This is a genomic window from Mucilaginibacter sp. P1_D10 (assembly GCF_056406215.1).
Window position 1 is genome coordinate 309,542 of record NZ_JBFUAP010000002.1, and the last position, 16,741, is coordinate 326,282.

Here is a 16,741-nt window from a genome sequence, read left to right on the forward strand (position 1 = left end):
AAAAACATATGATAGACCACCTGCAACCTCCACCAAAAAAATGGCACGAAAGTTCCATCCTAATCAAATTAACGGTAATCACCTTAATTATCCTGGCGCTGCTTATCCCATCATCGTGGATACAAAACCTGGTAGACGAGCGACAGGATATTCAAACTAAAATGCTAAGCGCGGTTTCAGATAGCTGGTCGGGCAGCCAATTGGTACAGGGGCCGCTATTGGTTATCCCTTACAACAAGGTGCTCGGAGCCGCAACCAACGCGATAGGGTACATTTACCTGTTGCCGAACGATTTGTACATAGATGCAAAGCTTAAAACGCAACCATTTAATCAGGGAGTTTTCGATGTAACGGTGTATAGCTCGGCTATTGAAGTAAAAGGCAATTTTACCCAGCCCAATCTGGCTAAATTGGGTATAGATGCCGGGCAGGTGATGTATGATAAGGCAAGATTGCTATTCGGTATATCCGATATCAAGGGGCTTTTAAACAACCCGGTGGTAAAGATACAAGGGCAAAATTACACGCCTGAATCTACATCAGGCGACATACGCCCCTTTGAGCAGTCGCTGCAGGTGGGCTTCTCCTTGCCTGTCAGCAGTAGCATCGCCTTCAGTTACAACCTCGACTTAAAAGGTAGCAATGATATTAATTTCCTTCACCTGGGCAAAACCACCGATGTACAGTTCAAAAGCGACTGGCCAACCCCGCAATACAACGGCCGTTACCTGCCCGATACACGCGACAGTACTTCAATCGGCTCGGGCGCAAAATGGCATAGGTTATATTACAACAGGCCCTTTCCGCAGCAATGGCTTAACGACAATACCATCCTGAACAACCCGAAAACAATTGCTGAAGCTACTTTCGGCGTTCGGCTGCAACCGCCGGTAGATGAGTACCGAAAAGTAACCCGGACTAACAGATATGCTACACTCATCATCATTCTTACCTTCGTGTCCCTGTTTTTAACAGAGCTGATACGCAAGCAACCAATACATCTGTTCAACTACACGCTGATAGGGGCGGCAATGATTGTATACTACATATTGCTGCTATCACTTGCAGAGAAAATTGGTTATAACTATGCTTACCTTATTTCATCCCTGGCTACTATCGGGCTTATCGCTTTCTTCACGGCCTCGCTTCTGCACAATAAAGCTGCCGCAGCGATGTTCGCGTTTATCCTCAGTATTTTCTACAGCTTTATTTTCATCATTATACAATTAGAAAGTTACGCACTGCTGGTAGGCGCTATAGCCTTGTTCTTCATCGTAGCAGCATTGATGTATTTCTCCCGGAAGATAAACTGGGATAACCATTAAATATTTACCTAAACCTTATTACCTAACCCTTCACCCGCATGCACCAGCATGCGGGTGATTTAAACCAAACCAACATGCGTACAAGTAGTTATTGGATAGCACATTTCAAGACAAACGCCCTGGAGCAACGCGTAGACTGGAAGTTATTCCCCTCGCTGACCACCGAGGAGGTTAAGATTATATTGCCATCGCTGCAGGCCTGGCAATTAGGAGAAACATCGGAGGGTAAGCATTTAATTGCGGCTTCAAACAAATACGCCAACAAAATAGGCGACCCGAATTACGTGGAGGCTGTAAAGCTTTTTATAAAGGAAGAGCAAAAGCACGGTAACAACCTGGGCCGGTATATCGATGGCATCGGGAAAACGCGTATCAGAAAGGATTGGGGCGATACGCTGTTCAGAAAAGTGCGGTATTACAACACTAATATGGAAATATGGACACTGGCTGTTATTGTAGTGGAAAGCACGGCGCAGATTTTTTACCAGGCACTAAAAGATGCTACGGACTGCGAACTGTTACAGGCGATATGCACCGATATATTAATAGACGAGGCCTATCACATCACCTTCCAAACCGAACGGCTTGCAACAATTTATGAAAGCAAACCCGAATACTCCAAAGCCTGGCGCAACATGGTGTATAAGGCGTTCTTCTTTTTAACCTCCTGCATGGTATGGGTTGCGCACCGTACCTTATTTAAAGCCGGCGGCAACACGTTCAATTCATTTACCCGGAAAATGATTTTTAAGTATAGGAAAACCATTAAAATGATAACCGAAAAGCAACAAAAAGAGGTATCGTGGGAGTAAGTAAAAAATAAAATCAAAATACCGTTTTGGTTTTCGGTTCAAATTTTACTATGTTTGCATAGTAAAACACAATACCATGAGCGAAGAACTAACTGAATTTTCGGAACAGATAGAGGAGCAATTCGAGATGGAAGACATCACTATTGAGGTTTATATCGATAAGCTGCTCAGCATCTTTTTATAACGGCTTGTGGCCTTTGCATAAAAGCAGGTGCCAATAAATCTGCTGCCGGTCATCCTATGCCCGTAATAAATGCGCGTATATCCGTATGTACAATTAATTCAAGGGCATTTTAGCCTATTAGCCTTTGCGCCTTCGCGTCTTTGCGTGCCAAAATAGCCCCTGATCTATCTGCACATCTGAAATCTGCATCCCGAAAATTCGGGACACATCCGCCTTTTCATCTGCATATCTGCACATCCGCACACCTGCACATCCATTTTTTCCTTACCTTTGCCTGTCAATTTGACTTTATAATTACTATGGCGCAATTGTTGAGTTTGCCGTAGTACCATAATATAATAACATGTTAGACTTTTTTAGTAAGCTTTTCGGAAGCAAATCAGAACGGGATGTAAAAAGCATACAGCCTATAGTTGAAAAAATTAAGGCTGAATTTGCCAAATTGGGCGGGCTGAGCAATGATGAGCTTAGGGCTAAAACCATAGAATTCAAGGAAACCATAGCCGCAGGGCTCTCCGGCATTGATAGCGAGATACAGGCCATTAAAGCCCGTACCGAAACCGAGCTGGATATGGAAGTAAGCGAAAAGGTTGAGCTTTATACTCAGCTGGATAAGCTGGAAAAAGACCGCAATAAAGAGCTGGAAGATATCCTGATCAATATTCTCCCTACGGCGTTCGCAGTAGTTAAAGAAACCGCGAAACGCTTAGCAGAGAACCCAAGCATAGAGGTTACCGCAACCGCTTTCGACCGTGAACTTGCTGCCAAAAAGGGCAACGTAGTTATAAAAGGCGATAAAGCTACCCACAGCAGCACCTGGCTTGCTGCCGGTAACCCCGTTACCTGGAACATGGTACACTACGATGTACAGCTGATAGGCGGTATAGTATTGCACCAGGGTAAAATATCCGAGATGGCAACAGGTGAAGGTAAAACGCTGGTAGCCACGCTGCCTGCCTACCTAAACGCACTGGCTGGCCAAGGCGTACACATTGTAACCGTGAACGATTACCTGGCACGCCGCGATAGCGAGTGGATGGGCCCGTTATACGAGTTCCACGGCCTATCGGTAGATTGTATAGATAAACATGAGCCAAATTCGGAAGAACGCCGCAAGGCTTACCTTGCCGATATCACTTTTGGCACGAATAACGAGTTTGGTTTCGATTACCTGCGTGACAATATGACACGCAGCCCCGAAGAGTTGGTACAACGCAAGCTGCACTACGCCATGGTGGATGAGGTGGATTCGGTATTAATTGATGATGCGCGTACACCGCTCATCATATCGGGCCCTATCCCACGTGGCGACGAGCATGAGTTTTACGAACTGAAACCACGCATAGAGCGTTTGGTAAACGCGCAGAAAGCGTATGTAAATAGCGTATTGAATGAGGCCAAGAAAGCCATCAACGAAGGCAAAACCGGCGTTGACGATGGCGGCTTAGCCTTATTGCGCGCGCACCGCGCCCTGCCAAAGAGCAAAGCACTGATAAAATTCCTGAGCGAAGGCGGCAACAAAACCGTATTGCTTAAAACAGAGAACCACTACATGCAGGACCAGGGCAAGGATATGCCTAAGGTTGATGCTGAACTGTTCTTCATCATCGACGAGAAGAACAACTCGGTAGAGCTTTCTGAAAAAGGTATCGAACTGATTACTGCATCGGGCGAAGACCCGGGCTTCTTCGTGATGCCGGATGTAGGTTCTGAAATTGCACGTATTGAAAAATCCGACCTGCCCGCCGAAGATAAAATTGCCCGCAAGGACGAGTTGATGCGCGATTTCTCTATCAAATCTGAGCGTATCCACTCGGTAAACCAATTGTTGAAGGCTTACACCTTGTTCGAAAAAGATACCGAATACATCCTGGACGAAGGCAAGGTAAAAATAGTTGATGAGCAAACCGGTCGTGTGCTTGATGGTCGCCGCTACAGCGATGGCCTGCACCAGGCTATTGAGGCTAAGGAAAACGTAAAGGTAGAAGATGCTACCCAAACCTTTGCCACCATTACCCTGCAAAACTACTTCAGGATGTACCACAAGCTTTGCGGCATGACGGGTACCGCCGTTACCGAAGCGGGCGAATTTTGGCAGATATACAAGTTGGATGTGGTAGAGATACCAACCAATACGCCAACCAGCCGTGCAGATATGCAGGATTTGGTTTACCGTACCATCCGCGAAAAATATAACGCCGTTGCCGATGAAATTGTAAAACTAACCCAAGCCGGTCGCCCGGTACTGGTAGGTACCACATCGGTAGAAATATCAGAATTATTGAGCCGTATGCTTAAGCTGCGCGGCATAAAACATAACGTACTGAATGCCAAAATGCACCAGAAGGAAGCCGATATTGTGGCCGAAGCAGGGCAGGCAGGCACCGTTACCATTGCAACCAACATGGCCGGCCGTGGTACGGATATAAAATTAGGTGCAGGCGTGCAGGCATCTGGCGGTTTGGCCATTGTAGGTACCGAGCGCCATGAGAGTCGCCGTGTTGACAGGCAGTTGCGTGGTCGCGCCGGTAGGCAGGGCGACCCGGGTTCTTCTCAGTTCTTCGTATCGTTGGAAGATAACCTGATGCGTTTATTCGGCTCGGAGCGTATCTCAAACCTGATGGTGCGTATGGGTATAGAAGAAGGCGAAGTGATACAGCACTCTATGATTTCCAAATCTATCGAGCGTGCACAGAAAAAGGTAGAAGAAAACAACTTTGGCATACGTAAACGATTGTTGGAGTATGACGATGTGATGAACTCGCAGCGTACCGTTATCTACGCCAAACGTAAGAACGCTTTGTTTGGCGAGCGCCTGGAAGTGGATTTGAATAACACCGTCTTCGATGTTATGGAAGATGTAGTTACCGAATATAAAGAAGCCAACAACTACGAAGGCTTTAGGCTGGAAGTTATCCGTTTGTTCTCGGTAGATATCGATACCACGCAGGATGAGTTTGTGGCTACATCATTAAATAACCTGGTTGATAAAACCTTTGCCCAGGTGATAGAGTTTTACAAGCGTAAATCTGAACAGGTTGCGCAACAGGCTTACCCGGTATTGAAAGACGTTTATGATACCCGGGGCCAGTATGTAGAAAACATAGTAGTGCCGTTTACCGATGGTGTGCATGGTCTGCAGGTTGCCGTTCCGTTGAAAAAAGCGATCGAGAACAAAGGTGCAGAGGTGTTCAAGTCTTTCGAAAAGAACGTTACCCTTTACCTGATAGATGATGCCTGGAAAGAGCACCTGCGCGAGATGGACGAGTTGAAGCAATCGGTACAGAACGCCGTTTACGAACAAAAGGACCCATTGTTGGTTTACAAGTTCGAGGCCTTCGAACTGTTCCGTGCGATGCTTTCGAACGTGAACAAAGAGTTGGTGAGCTTCCTGTTCCGTGGTGGTATTGCTGTACAGCAGGAGCCGGAGCAGGTACGCGAAGCAAAGCCGGAGCCTAAGCTGGATCTGAAGAAGATGCGTACCTCTAAACCGGAACTGATCAGCGAAGCTAACGGCATGCCGATGGAAGATACCCGCGAGATACAAAAAGCAACACCCGTAAAGGTGGAACAAAAAATAGGCAGGAACGACCCTTGCCCATGCGGAAGCGGGAAGAAATATAAAAACTGCCACGGCGTAGGGATGAATTAAGAGCCCCACCCAAACCCTCCCCTGAAGGGGAGGGCTTAAAAAAAAGACCCGTCATTGCGAGGAACGAAGCAATCTCCCGATAAGCATATCCGCTATGCATAGCTTAGAGATTGCTTCGTTCCTCGCAACTACGGTTAATGGATAAAACAAATACCCCCATGAAAAGAGCAATATTTGATCGTAAAGCTATGTTAAGCCTCATCAAATGCTGCTCTTTTTTCGTTTTGCTGCTTTTGTCGGCAAGCGCATCTGCGCAAACAAAAGGCAAGGTAGTGGTGGTACGCCCTGCCTTGTTCGATACCCTGCTGGCAAAACGCGCCATGCTCAACAGGAATGGTGGCAGCGTTAATGCCGGTGGTGCATACACTTCAAATTACGGCTATAGGTTGCAGGTATATAGCGGCACCAGCCGTAATGCGGCCTATGCTGCCCAGGCTAAATTCAATAACGAGTATCCCGAAATACGCTCGTACATGACTTACCATGAACCCTACTTTAAAGTAAAGGTGGGCGATTTCCGCACGCGGCTCGAAGCCGAAAAAATGAAAGCCGCGCTGCAATCGGTATTCCAGGCCATGTTCATCGTCTCAGAAAAAATCATCCCCCCTAAAACCGTTACCAATAATGATTAAGGAAAAGATACAGCAACTATCGGCAACTATTTTTGAAGATGTGGTAGCTACCCGTCGTCATCTGCATTCGCACCCCGAGCTTTCGTTTCACGAGGTAGAGACATCTGTTTTCGTGGCTAACAAGTTAGAGGAGCTGGGCCTCGAATACCACAAAATGGCCGATACCGGCCTGGTTGCTTTGATAAAAGGGGATTTACCATCTGATAGGGTAGTGGCCCTCCGTGCCGATATGGATGCCCTGCCGATACTGGAAGCGAACGATGTACCCTACAAATCGCAAAACCCGGGCGTAATGCACGCCTGCGGTCACGATGCGCATACCTCGTCGTTACTGGGCACGGCCAAGATATTGACGGAATTGAAAAGCGAGTTCGGCGGGACTATAAAATTGATTTTTCAGCCGGCGGAAGAAAAACTGCCGGGCGGTGCCAGCCTGATGATCAAAGAAGGCGTATTGGAAAACCCCAAACCTCAGGCCGTATTGGGCCAGCACGTAATGCCGCTGATTGATGCCGGCAAGGTGGGCTTCCGTGCGGGCAAGTACATGGCCTCAACGGATGAACTATACGTTACCGTACGCGGCAAAGGCGGCCACGGCGCGCAGCCGCAACAGAATGTGGACCCGGTAATTATCACCGCACATATATTAACGGCCCTGCAAACCATCGTGAGCCGTTCTGCCGATCCTAAGAGCCCTTCGGTATTGTCGTTCGGCAAGGTGATTGCCAATGGCGCTACCAACGTTATCCCTAACGAGGTTTACCTGGAAGGCACCTTCCGCACCATGGACGAGAAATGGCGGAGCGAGGCCCATATCAAAATTAAAAAAATGGCCGAAGGCATTGCCGAAAGCATGGGCGGCAGCTGCGAGTTCAATATTATGCGCGGCTACCCTTTCCTCATTAATGAGGAAGTGCTTACCGCCGCAACCCGCGGCCATGCCGAAGATTACCTGGGCAAAGAGAACGTGCTGGATCTGGATATATGGATGGCCGCCGAAGATTTTGCCTACTATTCGCAAGCAGCTGATGCCTGCTTTTACCGCTTAGGCACCCGTAACGAGGCCCGCGGCATCACCTCATCGGTACATACCCCAACCTTCGATGTAGAGGAAGATGCCTTTAAGATTAGCACCGGTTTGATGGCCTATCTGGCGGTGAAGCAATTGGGGAATTAAGTTTGGTTCATGGTTGATGGTTCATAGATCATGGCAGCAGCAGTAATATCTACTGTATAACTTTCGTCTATGAACCATGAACTATCATCTATGAATAAACACTTGTTCCTCGCTTGCTGCTTTCTCCTTTCCGCTTTCAGCCTAAAAGCCCAGCAAATAGACCGTTACAATCCCGATACGTTGCGTACCATAGTCATCGATTCGGCGGTTAATATACGTTCGCACCGTTTGCGGGCGCAGGATTTTATAGATGCCGTACTGCAGGACACCAGTTTCTACCTGGCTTTCCGCAACATGAAAGGCTATGGCTTTACAGCCGAGAACCGCATTTTTACTTACGATAAAAAGAACAAGGTTAATGGTAAGATCTACCGGAAGATACAGCACAGCAATGTTGCCGGTACCCCAAAGGTAAGCTATCTGGCCAAAACCGATAGCGGCAACGTGGTCAAGAAGGACGGCAAGTACCAACTTTATACGGTTGAGATGTTCGATTATATCTTCATGAACGCCTACAATGCCGATTTTGCCAGAAGCGCGCCCGTACCCGGAGAACCTAAAGGCAAGAATGCCGGCTATAAAGCAAAGCTGAAGGCCCTTATTTTTACGCCGGGCCGCAAGATAAGCGGCATCCCGTTCATCAGCAGCAAAACAGAGATTTTTGGAGATGATTTGAAGCAATTTTACCGCTACGAATTTGCCCGCGGCAAGTATTTAGACACCATTCCCGTTTACCGTTTTAAGGTTATCCGTAAGCCGAGCAGTACAGCCGATGACGTGATGATACAGGAGATGACCACCATATTCGATGAGCGCACCTTCCAGATACTAGGCCGCTATATCGATATGAAATACAGCAACATGTTCTTCGATTTTGATGTGCAGATGAATATCGAACTCAACTACTTCGATGGTGTGCTGCTCCCCACTAAAATAACCTACCAGGGCAACTGGGATATCCCCCTCCACAAAGAAGAACGGGCGAGTTTTTTGATTTTGCATAAGGATTATAAGAAGGAGTAGGGCACCGATTTCACTGATTAAGATGATTTCACCGATAAGACTAATTTCTTACATTTATTGAATGGGAGATCGTAATATTCTGTGTGATATCGGGCAGGGCGTCCAATTTTTAATCAGTGGACGCTCCGAAGTTGCCACTATACATAACCTTGAAGACGAAACGTATTTAAAAAGAATATACAGGATTCAATTTAAAACACCACCACAAAAAGCCATGCTTGAGGTAGTTGCATCGGCCATCAAGGCGATGCCCGACATAGAACTTAGATTCTACGGTGATTATTCGGAAGAACTTATTCCCTGGGACATGATTAAAGGAGTGGAACGCTTGTCTGTCGACCTTTGGCATACCGAGAGTCTGAATGCCATAAGTAGTTTGCCAAATTTAAGAACACTTGCAATCTCAAAAAATGTACGTTCCAAAGTCTCCCTTAAGATAATAGAACCTCTTGAAAATTTAGAAGTTCTATTTACATCGATATCAAAAGATATTGAATCGGTTAGTAACCTCAAGCGTTTGGTTAAAGTAAATCTCAGTGAGGTAAAAACCGATAACCTTAATTTTTTAAAAACGCTCACGCAATTAAAAACAGTAAACCTTTCCCTTGGCAGCTATAGTAGTTTTGATGGATTAACTAAGTTGCCAAAACTAAACAGGATGCATATTCATCAGGTTAGGGGCTTTGATGATGAAGTTACAAGCCAGGTTTTGGCGAACTGCCAAGGTTTGGAAGCGTTAATGTTAGACAACTTAACACATATCACGCAACTAAACTTCGCCCAATTCCTATCCGGTTTAAAATATTTGACGTTAGAAGGTGTCAAGAATTTAGATACATACGATCCACTTCAATACTGCAAATCGCTTGAAATTTTTACTGGATATAACTGCCGACCTAAAGATCAATCACTAACTGGTTTAAGAAATTTAAAAGCAATTGCGCTCGGAGATTCCTATCCCAAAACCGAGGTGGAAAATTTTTTAAAAGTTAGCCTGGCTGGTGATGTCAATATCAGAGGTAAAATGATAAAAGGCGATAAACCAATTAGGGATTTTTTTCATAATTGGTAATCGCCTTCTCAAATCGGTGAAATCATCTAAAAATCGGTGTAATCCCAAATATTAAAATTCCGCGTTCTTCGGGAACCTTGGGAAAGGGATCACGTCCCTAATATTCCCCATACCGGTTACAAAGAGCACCAAACGCTCGAAGCCCAGGCCGAAGCCTGCGTGCGGGCAGGAACCGAAGCGGCGGGTATCCAGGTACCACCAAAGCTCATCTTTAGGGATGCCCAGCTCGTCCATACGGGTGGTAAGTTTATCCAAACGTTCTTCGCGTTGCGAGCCGCCGATGATTTCGCCGATGCCCGGGAACAGGATGTCCATAGCGGCAACGGTTTTGCCATCCTCGTTCTGGCGCATGTAGAATGATTTTATTTCTTTAGGGTAATCGGTTAGGATTACCGGTTTTTTAAAGTGTTTCTCCACCAGGTAACGCTCGTGTTCCGATTGAAGGTCGGTGCCCCAGCCCTCAACAGGATAAACGAATTTCTTCTTCTTGTTTGGGGTCGATTCGCGCAGTATCTCGATGGCTTCGGTATAAGTCAACCGTTCAAAATCGTTGTTCAGGCAAAATTGGAGCTTATCCAGTAACGACAGTTCCGAACGTTCGTTCTGTGGTTTTTGCTTCTCTTCTTCCAACAAACGCTGGGTTAAAAACTCCAGGTCCTCCTTGTTTTTATCCAAAGCGTAGCTGATCACGTATTTCAGCAGCTCCTCGGCCAGGTTGGCGTTATCGTGGATATCATAGAAAGCCATCTCCGGCTCTATCATCCAAAACTCCGCTAAGTGGCGGGTAGTGTTAGAATTTTCCGCACGGAAGGTTGGCCCGAAAGTATAGATGTCGCTCAAAGCCATGGCACCCAGCTCGCCTTCCAGCTGACCGGAAACGGTTAAGTTGGTAGATTTTCCGAAGAAATCCTGTTTATAATCTACCTCACCGGTATCGGTGCGCGGTACGTTGTTCAGGTCGAAATTGGTAACGTGGAAAGCCTCGCCCGCGCCTTCGGCATCAGATTGCGTAATAACCGGCGTATGCAAATACACAAAGCCTTTCTCCTGGAAAAACTGGTGCACGGCAAACGAAAGCGTGTTCCTGACACGGAATATCGCACCGAATGTATTGGTGCGGAAACGCAGGTGGGCGTTCTCGCGTAGAAACTCCAGTGTCTGTTTTTTGGGTTGCAATGGGAATTCATCCGGGTTGCAATCGCCAAGTATCTCTATCTCGCTGGCAATAACTTCCACCGATTGCCCCTGCCCTAAAGATGGTGCAAGCTTGCCGGTAATGTTCACCGCTGCGCCAAAAGTGATGCGTTTAAGCAATGCAGGGTCGGTGTTCTCAAAATCGACTACGATTTGTAGGTTGTTATTGGTAGAGCCATCGTTCAAAGCAATAAAGCGATTTTGACGGAACGCCCGTACCCATCCTTTTACCGTTACATCCGTGCCGGTTTCCCCGCTTTGCAGTAGTGCCTTAATCTTTATCCGCTGGCTCATATAGAAATATTTTGAGCGGCAAAAATACGATTATTTGATCTTTGTCTGAACTCGAATTTTTCGCATGTAATCTTTTTTTTTGGCGCTCAAGAGGGCTTCGCCGTTTTAAGGAATTTAAGAATAAGGCAGAATGGAAATCGCCAACAACGAAAACTTATTTAGGCAGATAAATATGGAACATGCCATTGGCGAACTTTAAAGTTTGCGGGTAAGCGGATGTAGGGTTGGAGTAATCTCTTTTAAGCGTAAGGCTGTAGGTACCGCTAACCAGTCTGCTTGTTTCGTTATAGTCGGTAACGGTTAGTGTGTTTGCTGCAGTTTCGTCAACGATATACCGGCTTGTGAAAACATCACCGCCGATGGTGGTAAAATAAAAAGCCTGCGTGTTCTGGAACGCGTACGTGCCTTTTCCGGTGAACTTTAAGCGCATGATAAGGCGCTCTTCGGTTTTAGAGCCAACGATCAATAAAGTATCCGTCCCCTGTTTTTCGGCGGTGGCCTCACCGGTCCATTTTACGGCGTTCTTATCCGCGCCGATGTAAGGTGCTATAACAGGTGGCACGCAGCAATTCCGTTTAGAGCATGCGGCGGTAAATAAGCATAAAACGATTAAGGCAAGTAGTGTAAGTTTTTTCATAGCTGTTGTTTTTATGTTATTACGAGCCATTAAGGGGTAACGCAACAGCAAAACAACCCCGCTTATGTTATGATTGTGTTAACTTAAAATCAACTACTCGCCGGGCGGGCATTTCGCCAATAGTTTCATCGGTGTATTGCCATAAGTCAATTAATCTCCGATGTTATGCGGTCTAACAGAGGCAATGCGTAGTTTTGCCGCATGAATCCCAGGCTGAGCCTAATCATAGGCATATTGTGCATATCCTTTTCGCCCATCTTCGTAAAGCTGGCGGGCGTATCGCCGCTTGGCGCTGCCTTTTACAGGGTAGCTATTGCCTGGGCCTGCCTGCTGCCCTATTGCATCATCAAAAATAAGCTAAAGATTAGCCATAAGCAATTGCTCATCTCTATAGCTGCGGGGATGGTGTTCGCATCGGATGTGGCGGTTTGGAACGTGTCGTTGTTAAAGATCAGCGCAACCGTATCAACGCTGCTGGCCAACCTTGCCCCGGTATGGGTTGGACTCATCGGCTACCTGCTGTTCAGGGCAAAATCGGGTAAATTGTTTTGGATAGGCACTTTCATTGCTATTGTAGGTATGGTGGTGCTGGTAGGCTATCAGCACATACTGCACCTGGAGTTTAATGCCGGCATCTTGTTGGCATTGCTCGCCAGTTTTTTATACGCCAGCTATATACTTATCACCAAAAACGTGATGGCGGGTATAGATGTATTTACCTTTATGTTCTACAGCATGCTGGGCGCGGCAGTCTTTCTGTTTGGCGTAAGCGTATTTACGGGCGATAACATGATGGATTTCTCATTGAACGTTTGGCTCTGCTTTATCGGTATGGGCATCATTTGCCAGCTTACCGGCTGGCTCACTATCAATTATTCGTTACGGTATCTGCCATCTACCAGGGTGGCCATTGCGCTGTTGAGCCAAACCGTTTTTGCAGGTATTTTGGCGGCATTTTTATTGAACGAGCATTTATCGGTAACGGAAATCATCGGTAGCGTGATTGTGCTGGCGGGGATAGCGGTTACGTTTTTGAAGGGGAAGGTGATGAATGTTCCGTCGGAACATGTTATAGGTAACACGGAAAATAATTAAATTGCGGCAAGCAGTCAATTATGCCAAACAGTTATACCCAAATCCATATCCAGTTTGTTTTCGCGGTAAAATATCGGGCAGCGCTTATTGCAGACGAATGGAAAGACGAATTGATGATGTTTATCACAGGCATTTTTCAGGAGAATAACCACAAAATGCTTAAAATAAACGCTATGCCCGATCATATCCATATTTTTATTGGTATGCGACCACACCAATCTGTCTCGTCTTTAATTCAAAACGTGAAAACGGAAAGCAGTAAGTGGATAAAGGCAAAGAAGTTTTGCGCAGGTAATTTTGCCTGGCAGGAAGGATACGGAGCGTTTTCCTACGCAAAAAGCCAGGTGCCGGATGTTATCAGATATATTCAGAATCAGCAAAAACATCATCAGAAAAAAACCTTTTTGGAAGAATACCGCGAATTCCTAATCAAATTTGAAGTGGAATGGGAGGAGCAATATATCTTTAAAGAATTGGAATAGCATGGGCGGTATTCATAAAATGTTCCGTAGGAACATGTAGGGGATAATTCTTTTTTTTCTACCGATAAAACGTTCCTATGGAACGTTAGTGCCGTGAACTCGATTTTTTATTGCCAAACAAGCATCCGTGCATCTTCATGTCCCATCGGAACATTTCATGGGTAAAACAAGCATCCGTCTTTCCCATGTCCCATCGGGACATTTTATCGGTAGAAAAAAGAATTTGATGGTCGGCATGTTCCGTAGGAACATTTTATAAATCTTCGATTCGTATTGCAGTAGCTTTTTAAAATGGCTCACTTCTCTCCCGGTATAAGAGGGTCGTACGGAACGTTAGTCATGCGATATGTTATCGCAAGATGAAGTATGCGCTCTTTTATGTCCCATCGGGACATCTTATCGGTAGAAAAAAGAATTTAATATGTCGGCATGTTCCATAGGAACATTTTATAAATCTCCGATTTGAATTGTTGTAGATTTTCGAAACGGCTCACTTCTCTACCGATAATTTTCTATCTTTAAGAACAACTAAAGCCCGCAAACGCTTACTTTTGCAGGCTCAACGTTTTTTTGCCCATGATCACCAAGCCCACCATCGACCGCATAATGGAAGCCACAGATATTGTGGAGGTGATTGGCGAATTTGTGCAATTGAAAAAGCGTGGCGCCAACTACGTGGGGCTTTCTCCCTTTGCTAACGAGCGCACGCCATCGTTTACCGTATCGCCGGCCAAGGGCATCTTCAAAGATTTTTCATCGGGCAAGGGCGGCAGCGCCATCACCTTTTTAATGGAGCTGGAGAAGTTTACTTATCCCGAAGCTTTAATATGGCTGGCCAAAAAGTACGGCATAGAGATAGAAGAAACGGAGATGTCGGCCGAGGACAAGGCGGAAGATAACCGCCGCGAGAGCCTCATGATCGTATCGGGCTATGCTGCCAAATTTTTCCACGAAAGCTTACTGGAGACCGATGAGGGCCAAAGCATTGGCCTCAGCTATTTTAGAGAGCGCGGCTTTACCAACGATACCATCAGGAAATTCGAGCTGGGCTACTCGCCCGACCAATGGGAAGCCTTCAGCGGAGCGGCTATCCGCAATGGCTATCAGGAAGAATTTTTGGTAGAGAGCGGCCTATCCGTAAAGCGCGAAAACGGAACCCTGTACGATAGGTACCGCGGGCGTGTGATGTTCCCCATCCACAGCTTTACGGGTAGGGTTATCGCCTTCGGCGGCCGCACGCTCAAAACGGATAAGGCTGTACCCAAATACGTAAACTCGCCTGAGAGCGAGATATACCATAAATCAAACATCCTTTACGGGCTTTACTTCGCCAAAAAATCCATCCGCGAGGAGGATAACTGTTATTTGGTGGAGGGTTATGCGGATGTGCTGTCGGTTTCGCAGGCGGGGATAGAGAACGTGGTGGCATCATCGGGCACCTCGCTCACGGTGGAGCAGATAAAGCTTATCAGCCGCTTCACCAAAAACATAACCATTTTGTACGATGGCGATGCTGCGGGCATCAAGGCATCCCTGCGCGGGCTGGATATGATACTGGAGCAGGGCCTCAACGTAAAAGTGGTTTCCTTCCCCGACGGGCACGACCCGGATTCGTATGTGCGCAAGCTGGGCACCAATGCCTTCAAAAAGCACATCGAGGAAAATAAAAAAGATTTTATCCTTTATAAAACCACCCTACTGCTTAAAGATGCCGGCAGCGACCCGATTAAAAAGGCCGAAGTGATACGCGAGGTGGTAGAAAGTATTGCCAAGATCCCCGATTCTATCAAAGCATCGGTGTTCATCAAAGAGTGTAGCAGTATTATGCAGATTGATGAGCGCGCCTTGCTCTCCGAACTGAATAAGATGCGCCTGGCCAAAGCGAAAAAGGATAGTCAGCAACAAAATAACCGCCATCAGCAGCAGCAATACGACGATGTGGCGCCGCCCGATGAACTGCAATACCTGGAAGGGTTCGAAGAGCAAAAGCCCAGGGAAATTGACACACAGGAAAAGGAAATTATCCGCCTGCTGCTGCTTTACGGCAATAAGATGATTGATTGGGACGGCATAGCCAATACGTACATCGGCCCTTTTATGATGGTGGAACTGAACGATGTAGAATTTGATGTGCCCGCCTGCAAGCAATTCATAGAGATTTACCGCCACGAGGTAGATAATGGTGTACTGCCCGAGGAGCAGCATTTTATACACCACCCGGATAAAGGCATTGTTGACCTTGTGGTGACTTTGCTGGCCACCAAATACACCCTGAGCGAGAACTGGTACGAGATGCACAAAATACTGGTGCCCGATGAGCAGGCCAACATGAAAGCCACCATACTGGGCGCGATATTTCACCTTAAAATGCATAAAGTGGGTAAAATACTGGAACAGCTGCGCAACGAACTGCAAACCGCCACCAGCGATGCCGACCAGGATATACTGCTGAACCAGTACATGCACATGAAAAAGGTGGAGAAAAGTATATCTGATTACTTAGGATCTGTGATTTTGAAATGAAGCGGCAATATTGGTTTTTTGGGCTAACAGTGGTTTTTCATGCGCTGATAAATATAGGATTGGCATCACTGATAGATAATGTAGTTGTGTTATTACTCATCTTTTTTTCAGTTTTAGCAGCGGGAATTTTTATTAAGGTTTATCCTGATATTACTAATACGATAATTAAAGATTTAGGCTGGGGAATGCTGTTCGGTAGCTTAGCCGTTATGGCGATATTGTTCGTTTTTTTAGCACTTTCCGGAATAAACGCTATCCGTATATCCTAATGGCAACCCACAACGACCTCGGCCGCAAAGGCGAAGCCATTGCCAAAGCGCACCTCGAAGCCACCGGCTACGAAATAATGGATGAGAACTGGGTGTTCGGCAAAGCTGAAATTGACCTCATCGCCTATAAAGACAAAACTATTATCTTCGCCGAAGTAAAAACCCGCACGGGTACCGGCTTTGGCCTGCCCGAGGATTTTGTAGATGCGCGCAAGCAGCGTTTACTGGCCGACGCCGCCGACGAATACATATATTTGATGAATCACCAGGGCGAAGTGAGGTTCGATATAATATCTATCCTTTTCGACCGTAATAACAACTATAACTTAAAACACATAGAGGATGCCTTTTGGCCCTCAGCCGACTGAAT

At 46.3% G+C, this 16,741-nt stretch carries 14 protein-coding genes; 12 read left to right on the top strand and 2 right to left on the bottom strand.

The features are described 5' to 3' along the window. Positions 1–8 precede the first annotated feature (8 nt). From creD to AC1DYT_RS03770, 7 genes are all read left to right on the top strand, one after another. Positions 9–1,325 (top strand): cell envelope integrity protein CreD, encoded by a 1,317-nt coding sequence (gene creD, locus AC1DYT_RS03740; protein ID WP_477468307.1) that lies wholly within the window; start codon positions 9–11, stop codon positions 1,323–1,325. 74 nt (positions 1,326–1,399) lie between these two features. After that, positions 1,400–2,137: a ferritin-like domain-containing protein gene (locus AC1DYT_RS03745; protein ID WP_477468308.1), complete on the top strand. Its 738-nt coding sequence runs from the start codon at positions 1,400–1,402 to the stop codon at positions 2,135–2,137. A gap of 527 nt (positions 2,138–2,664) precedes the next feature. Continuing rightward, positions 2,665–5,973, top strand: a complete 3,309-nt coding sequence (secA, locus tag AC1DYT_RS03750) for a preprotein translocase subunit SecA (protein WP_477468309.1) — start codon at positions 2,665–2,667, stop codon at positions 5,971–5,973. 158 nt (positions 5,974–6,131) lie between these two features. After that, positions 6,132–6,605, top strand: a complete 474-nt coding sequence (locus tag AC1DYT_RS03755; RefSeq protein WP_477468310.1) for an SPOR domain-containing protein — start codon at positions 6,132–6,134, stop codon at positions 6,603–6,605. Further along, on the top strand, positions 6,598–7,782 hold the full coding sequence (locus tag AC1DYT_RS03760) for a M20 metallopeptidase family protein (protein WP_477468311.1): 1,185 nt from the start codon (positions 6,598–6,600) through the stop codon (positions 7,780–7,782). The genes AC1DYT_RS03755 and AC1DYT_RS03760 overlap by 8 nt, the downstream gene beginning before the upstream one ends. A 90-nt stretch (positions 7,783–7,872) precedes the next feature. Further along, positions 7,873–8,805 (top strand): hypothetical protein, encoded by a 933-nt coding sequence (locus AC1DYT_RS03765; RefSeq protein WP_477468312.1) that lies wholly within the window; start codon positions 7,873–7,875, stop codon positions 8,803–8,805. 61 nt (positions 8,806–8,866) lie between these two features. Beyond that, positions 8,867–9,877: a leucine-rich repeat domain-containing protein gene (locus AC1DYT_RS03770; protein ID WP_477468313.1), complete on the top strand. Its 1,011-nt coding sequence runs from the start codon at positions 8,867–8,869 to the stop codon at positions 9,875–9,877. Positions 9,878–9,928: 51 nt separating this feature from the next. On the opposite strand, the gene asnS is transcribed toward AC1DYT_RS03770, so the two are convergent. Then, positions 9,929–11,365, bottom strand: coding sequence for an asparagine--tRNA ligase (asnS, locus tag AC1DYT_RS03775; RefSeq protein ID WP_477468314.1), 1,437 nt, complete (start codon positions 11,363–11,365; stop codon positions 9,929–9,931). Positions 11,366–11,519: 154 nt separating this feature from the next. Continuing rightward, positions 11,520–12,002, bottom strand: a complete 483-nt coding sequence (locus AC1DYT_RS03780) for a DUF6252 domain-containing protein (RefSeq protein ID WP_477468315.1) — start codon at positions 12,000–12,002, stop codon at positions 11,520–11,522. Between the two features lie 201 nt (positions 12,003–12,203). Here AC1DYT_RS03780 and AC1DYT_RS03785 point away from each other — a divergent pair, with 201 nt between their 5' ends. The 5 genes from AC1DYT_RS03785 to AC1DYT_RS03805 all read left to right on the top strand — a co-directional run bounded on the left by AC1DYT_RS03785 (position 12,204) and on the right by AC1DYT_RS03805 (position 16,739). Continuing rightward, positions 12,204–13,097: a DMT family transporter gene (locus AC1DYT_RS03785; RefSeq protein WP_477468316.1), complete on the top strand. Its 894-nt coding sequence runs from the start codon at positions 12,204–12,206 to the stop codon at positions 13,095–13,097. Positions 13,098–13,117: 20 nt separating this feature from the next. Further along, positions 13,118–13,579 carry an IS200/IS605 family transposase gene (gene tnpA / locus AC1DYT_RS03790; RefSeq protein WP_477468317.1) on the top strand — a complete coding sequence of 154 codons (462 nt, stop codon included), beginning with the start codon at positions 13,118–13,120 and terminating at the stop codon, positions 13,577–13,579. 576 nt (positions 13,580–14,155) lie between these two features. Beyond that, positions 14,156–16,102 (top strand): DNA primase, encoded by a 1,947-nt coding sequence (gene dnaG / locus AC1DYT_RS03795; RefSeq protein ID WP_477468318.1) that lies wholly within the window; start codon positions 14,156–14,158, stop codon positions 16,100–16,102. Next, a complete protein-coding gene (locus tag AC1DYT_RS03800) occupies positions 16,099–16,371 on the top strand; it encodes a hypothetical protein (protein ID WP_477468319.1) in 273 nt (90 codons plus the stop codon). The genes dnaG and AC1DYT_RS03800 overlap by 4 nt, the downstream gene beginning before the upstream one ends. Further along, positions 16,371–16,739: a YraN family protein gene (locus AC1DYT_RS03805; RefSeq protein WP_477468320.1), complete on the top strand. Its 369-nt coding sequence runs from the start codon at positions 16,371–16,373 to the stop codon at positions 16,737–16,739. The genes AC1DYT_RS03800 and AC1DYT_RS03805 overlap by 1 nt, the downstream gene beginning before the upstream one ends. The last annotated feature ends 2 nt before the right edge of the window (positions 16,740–16,741 follow it).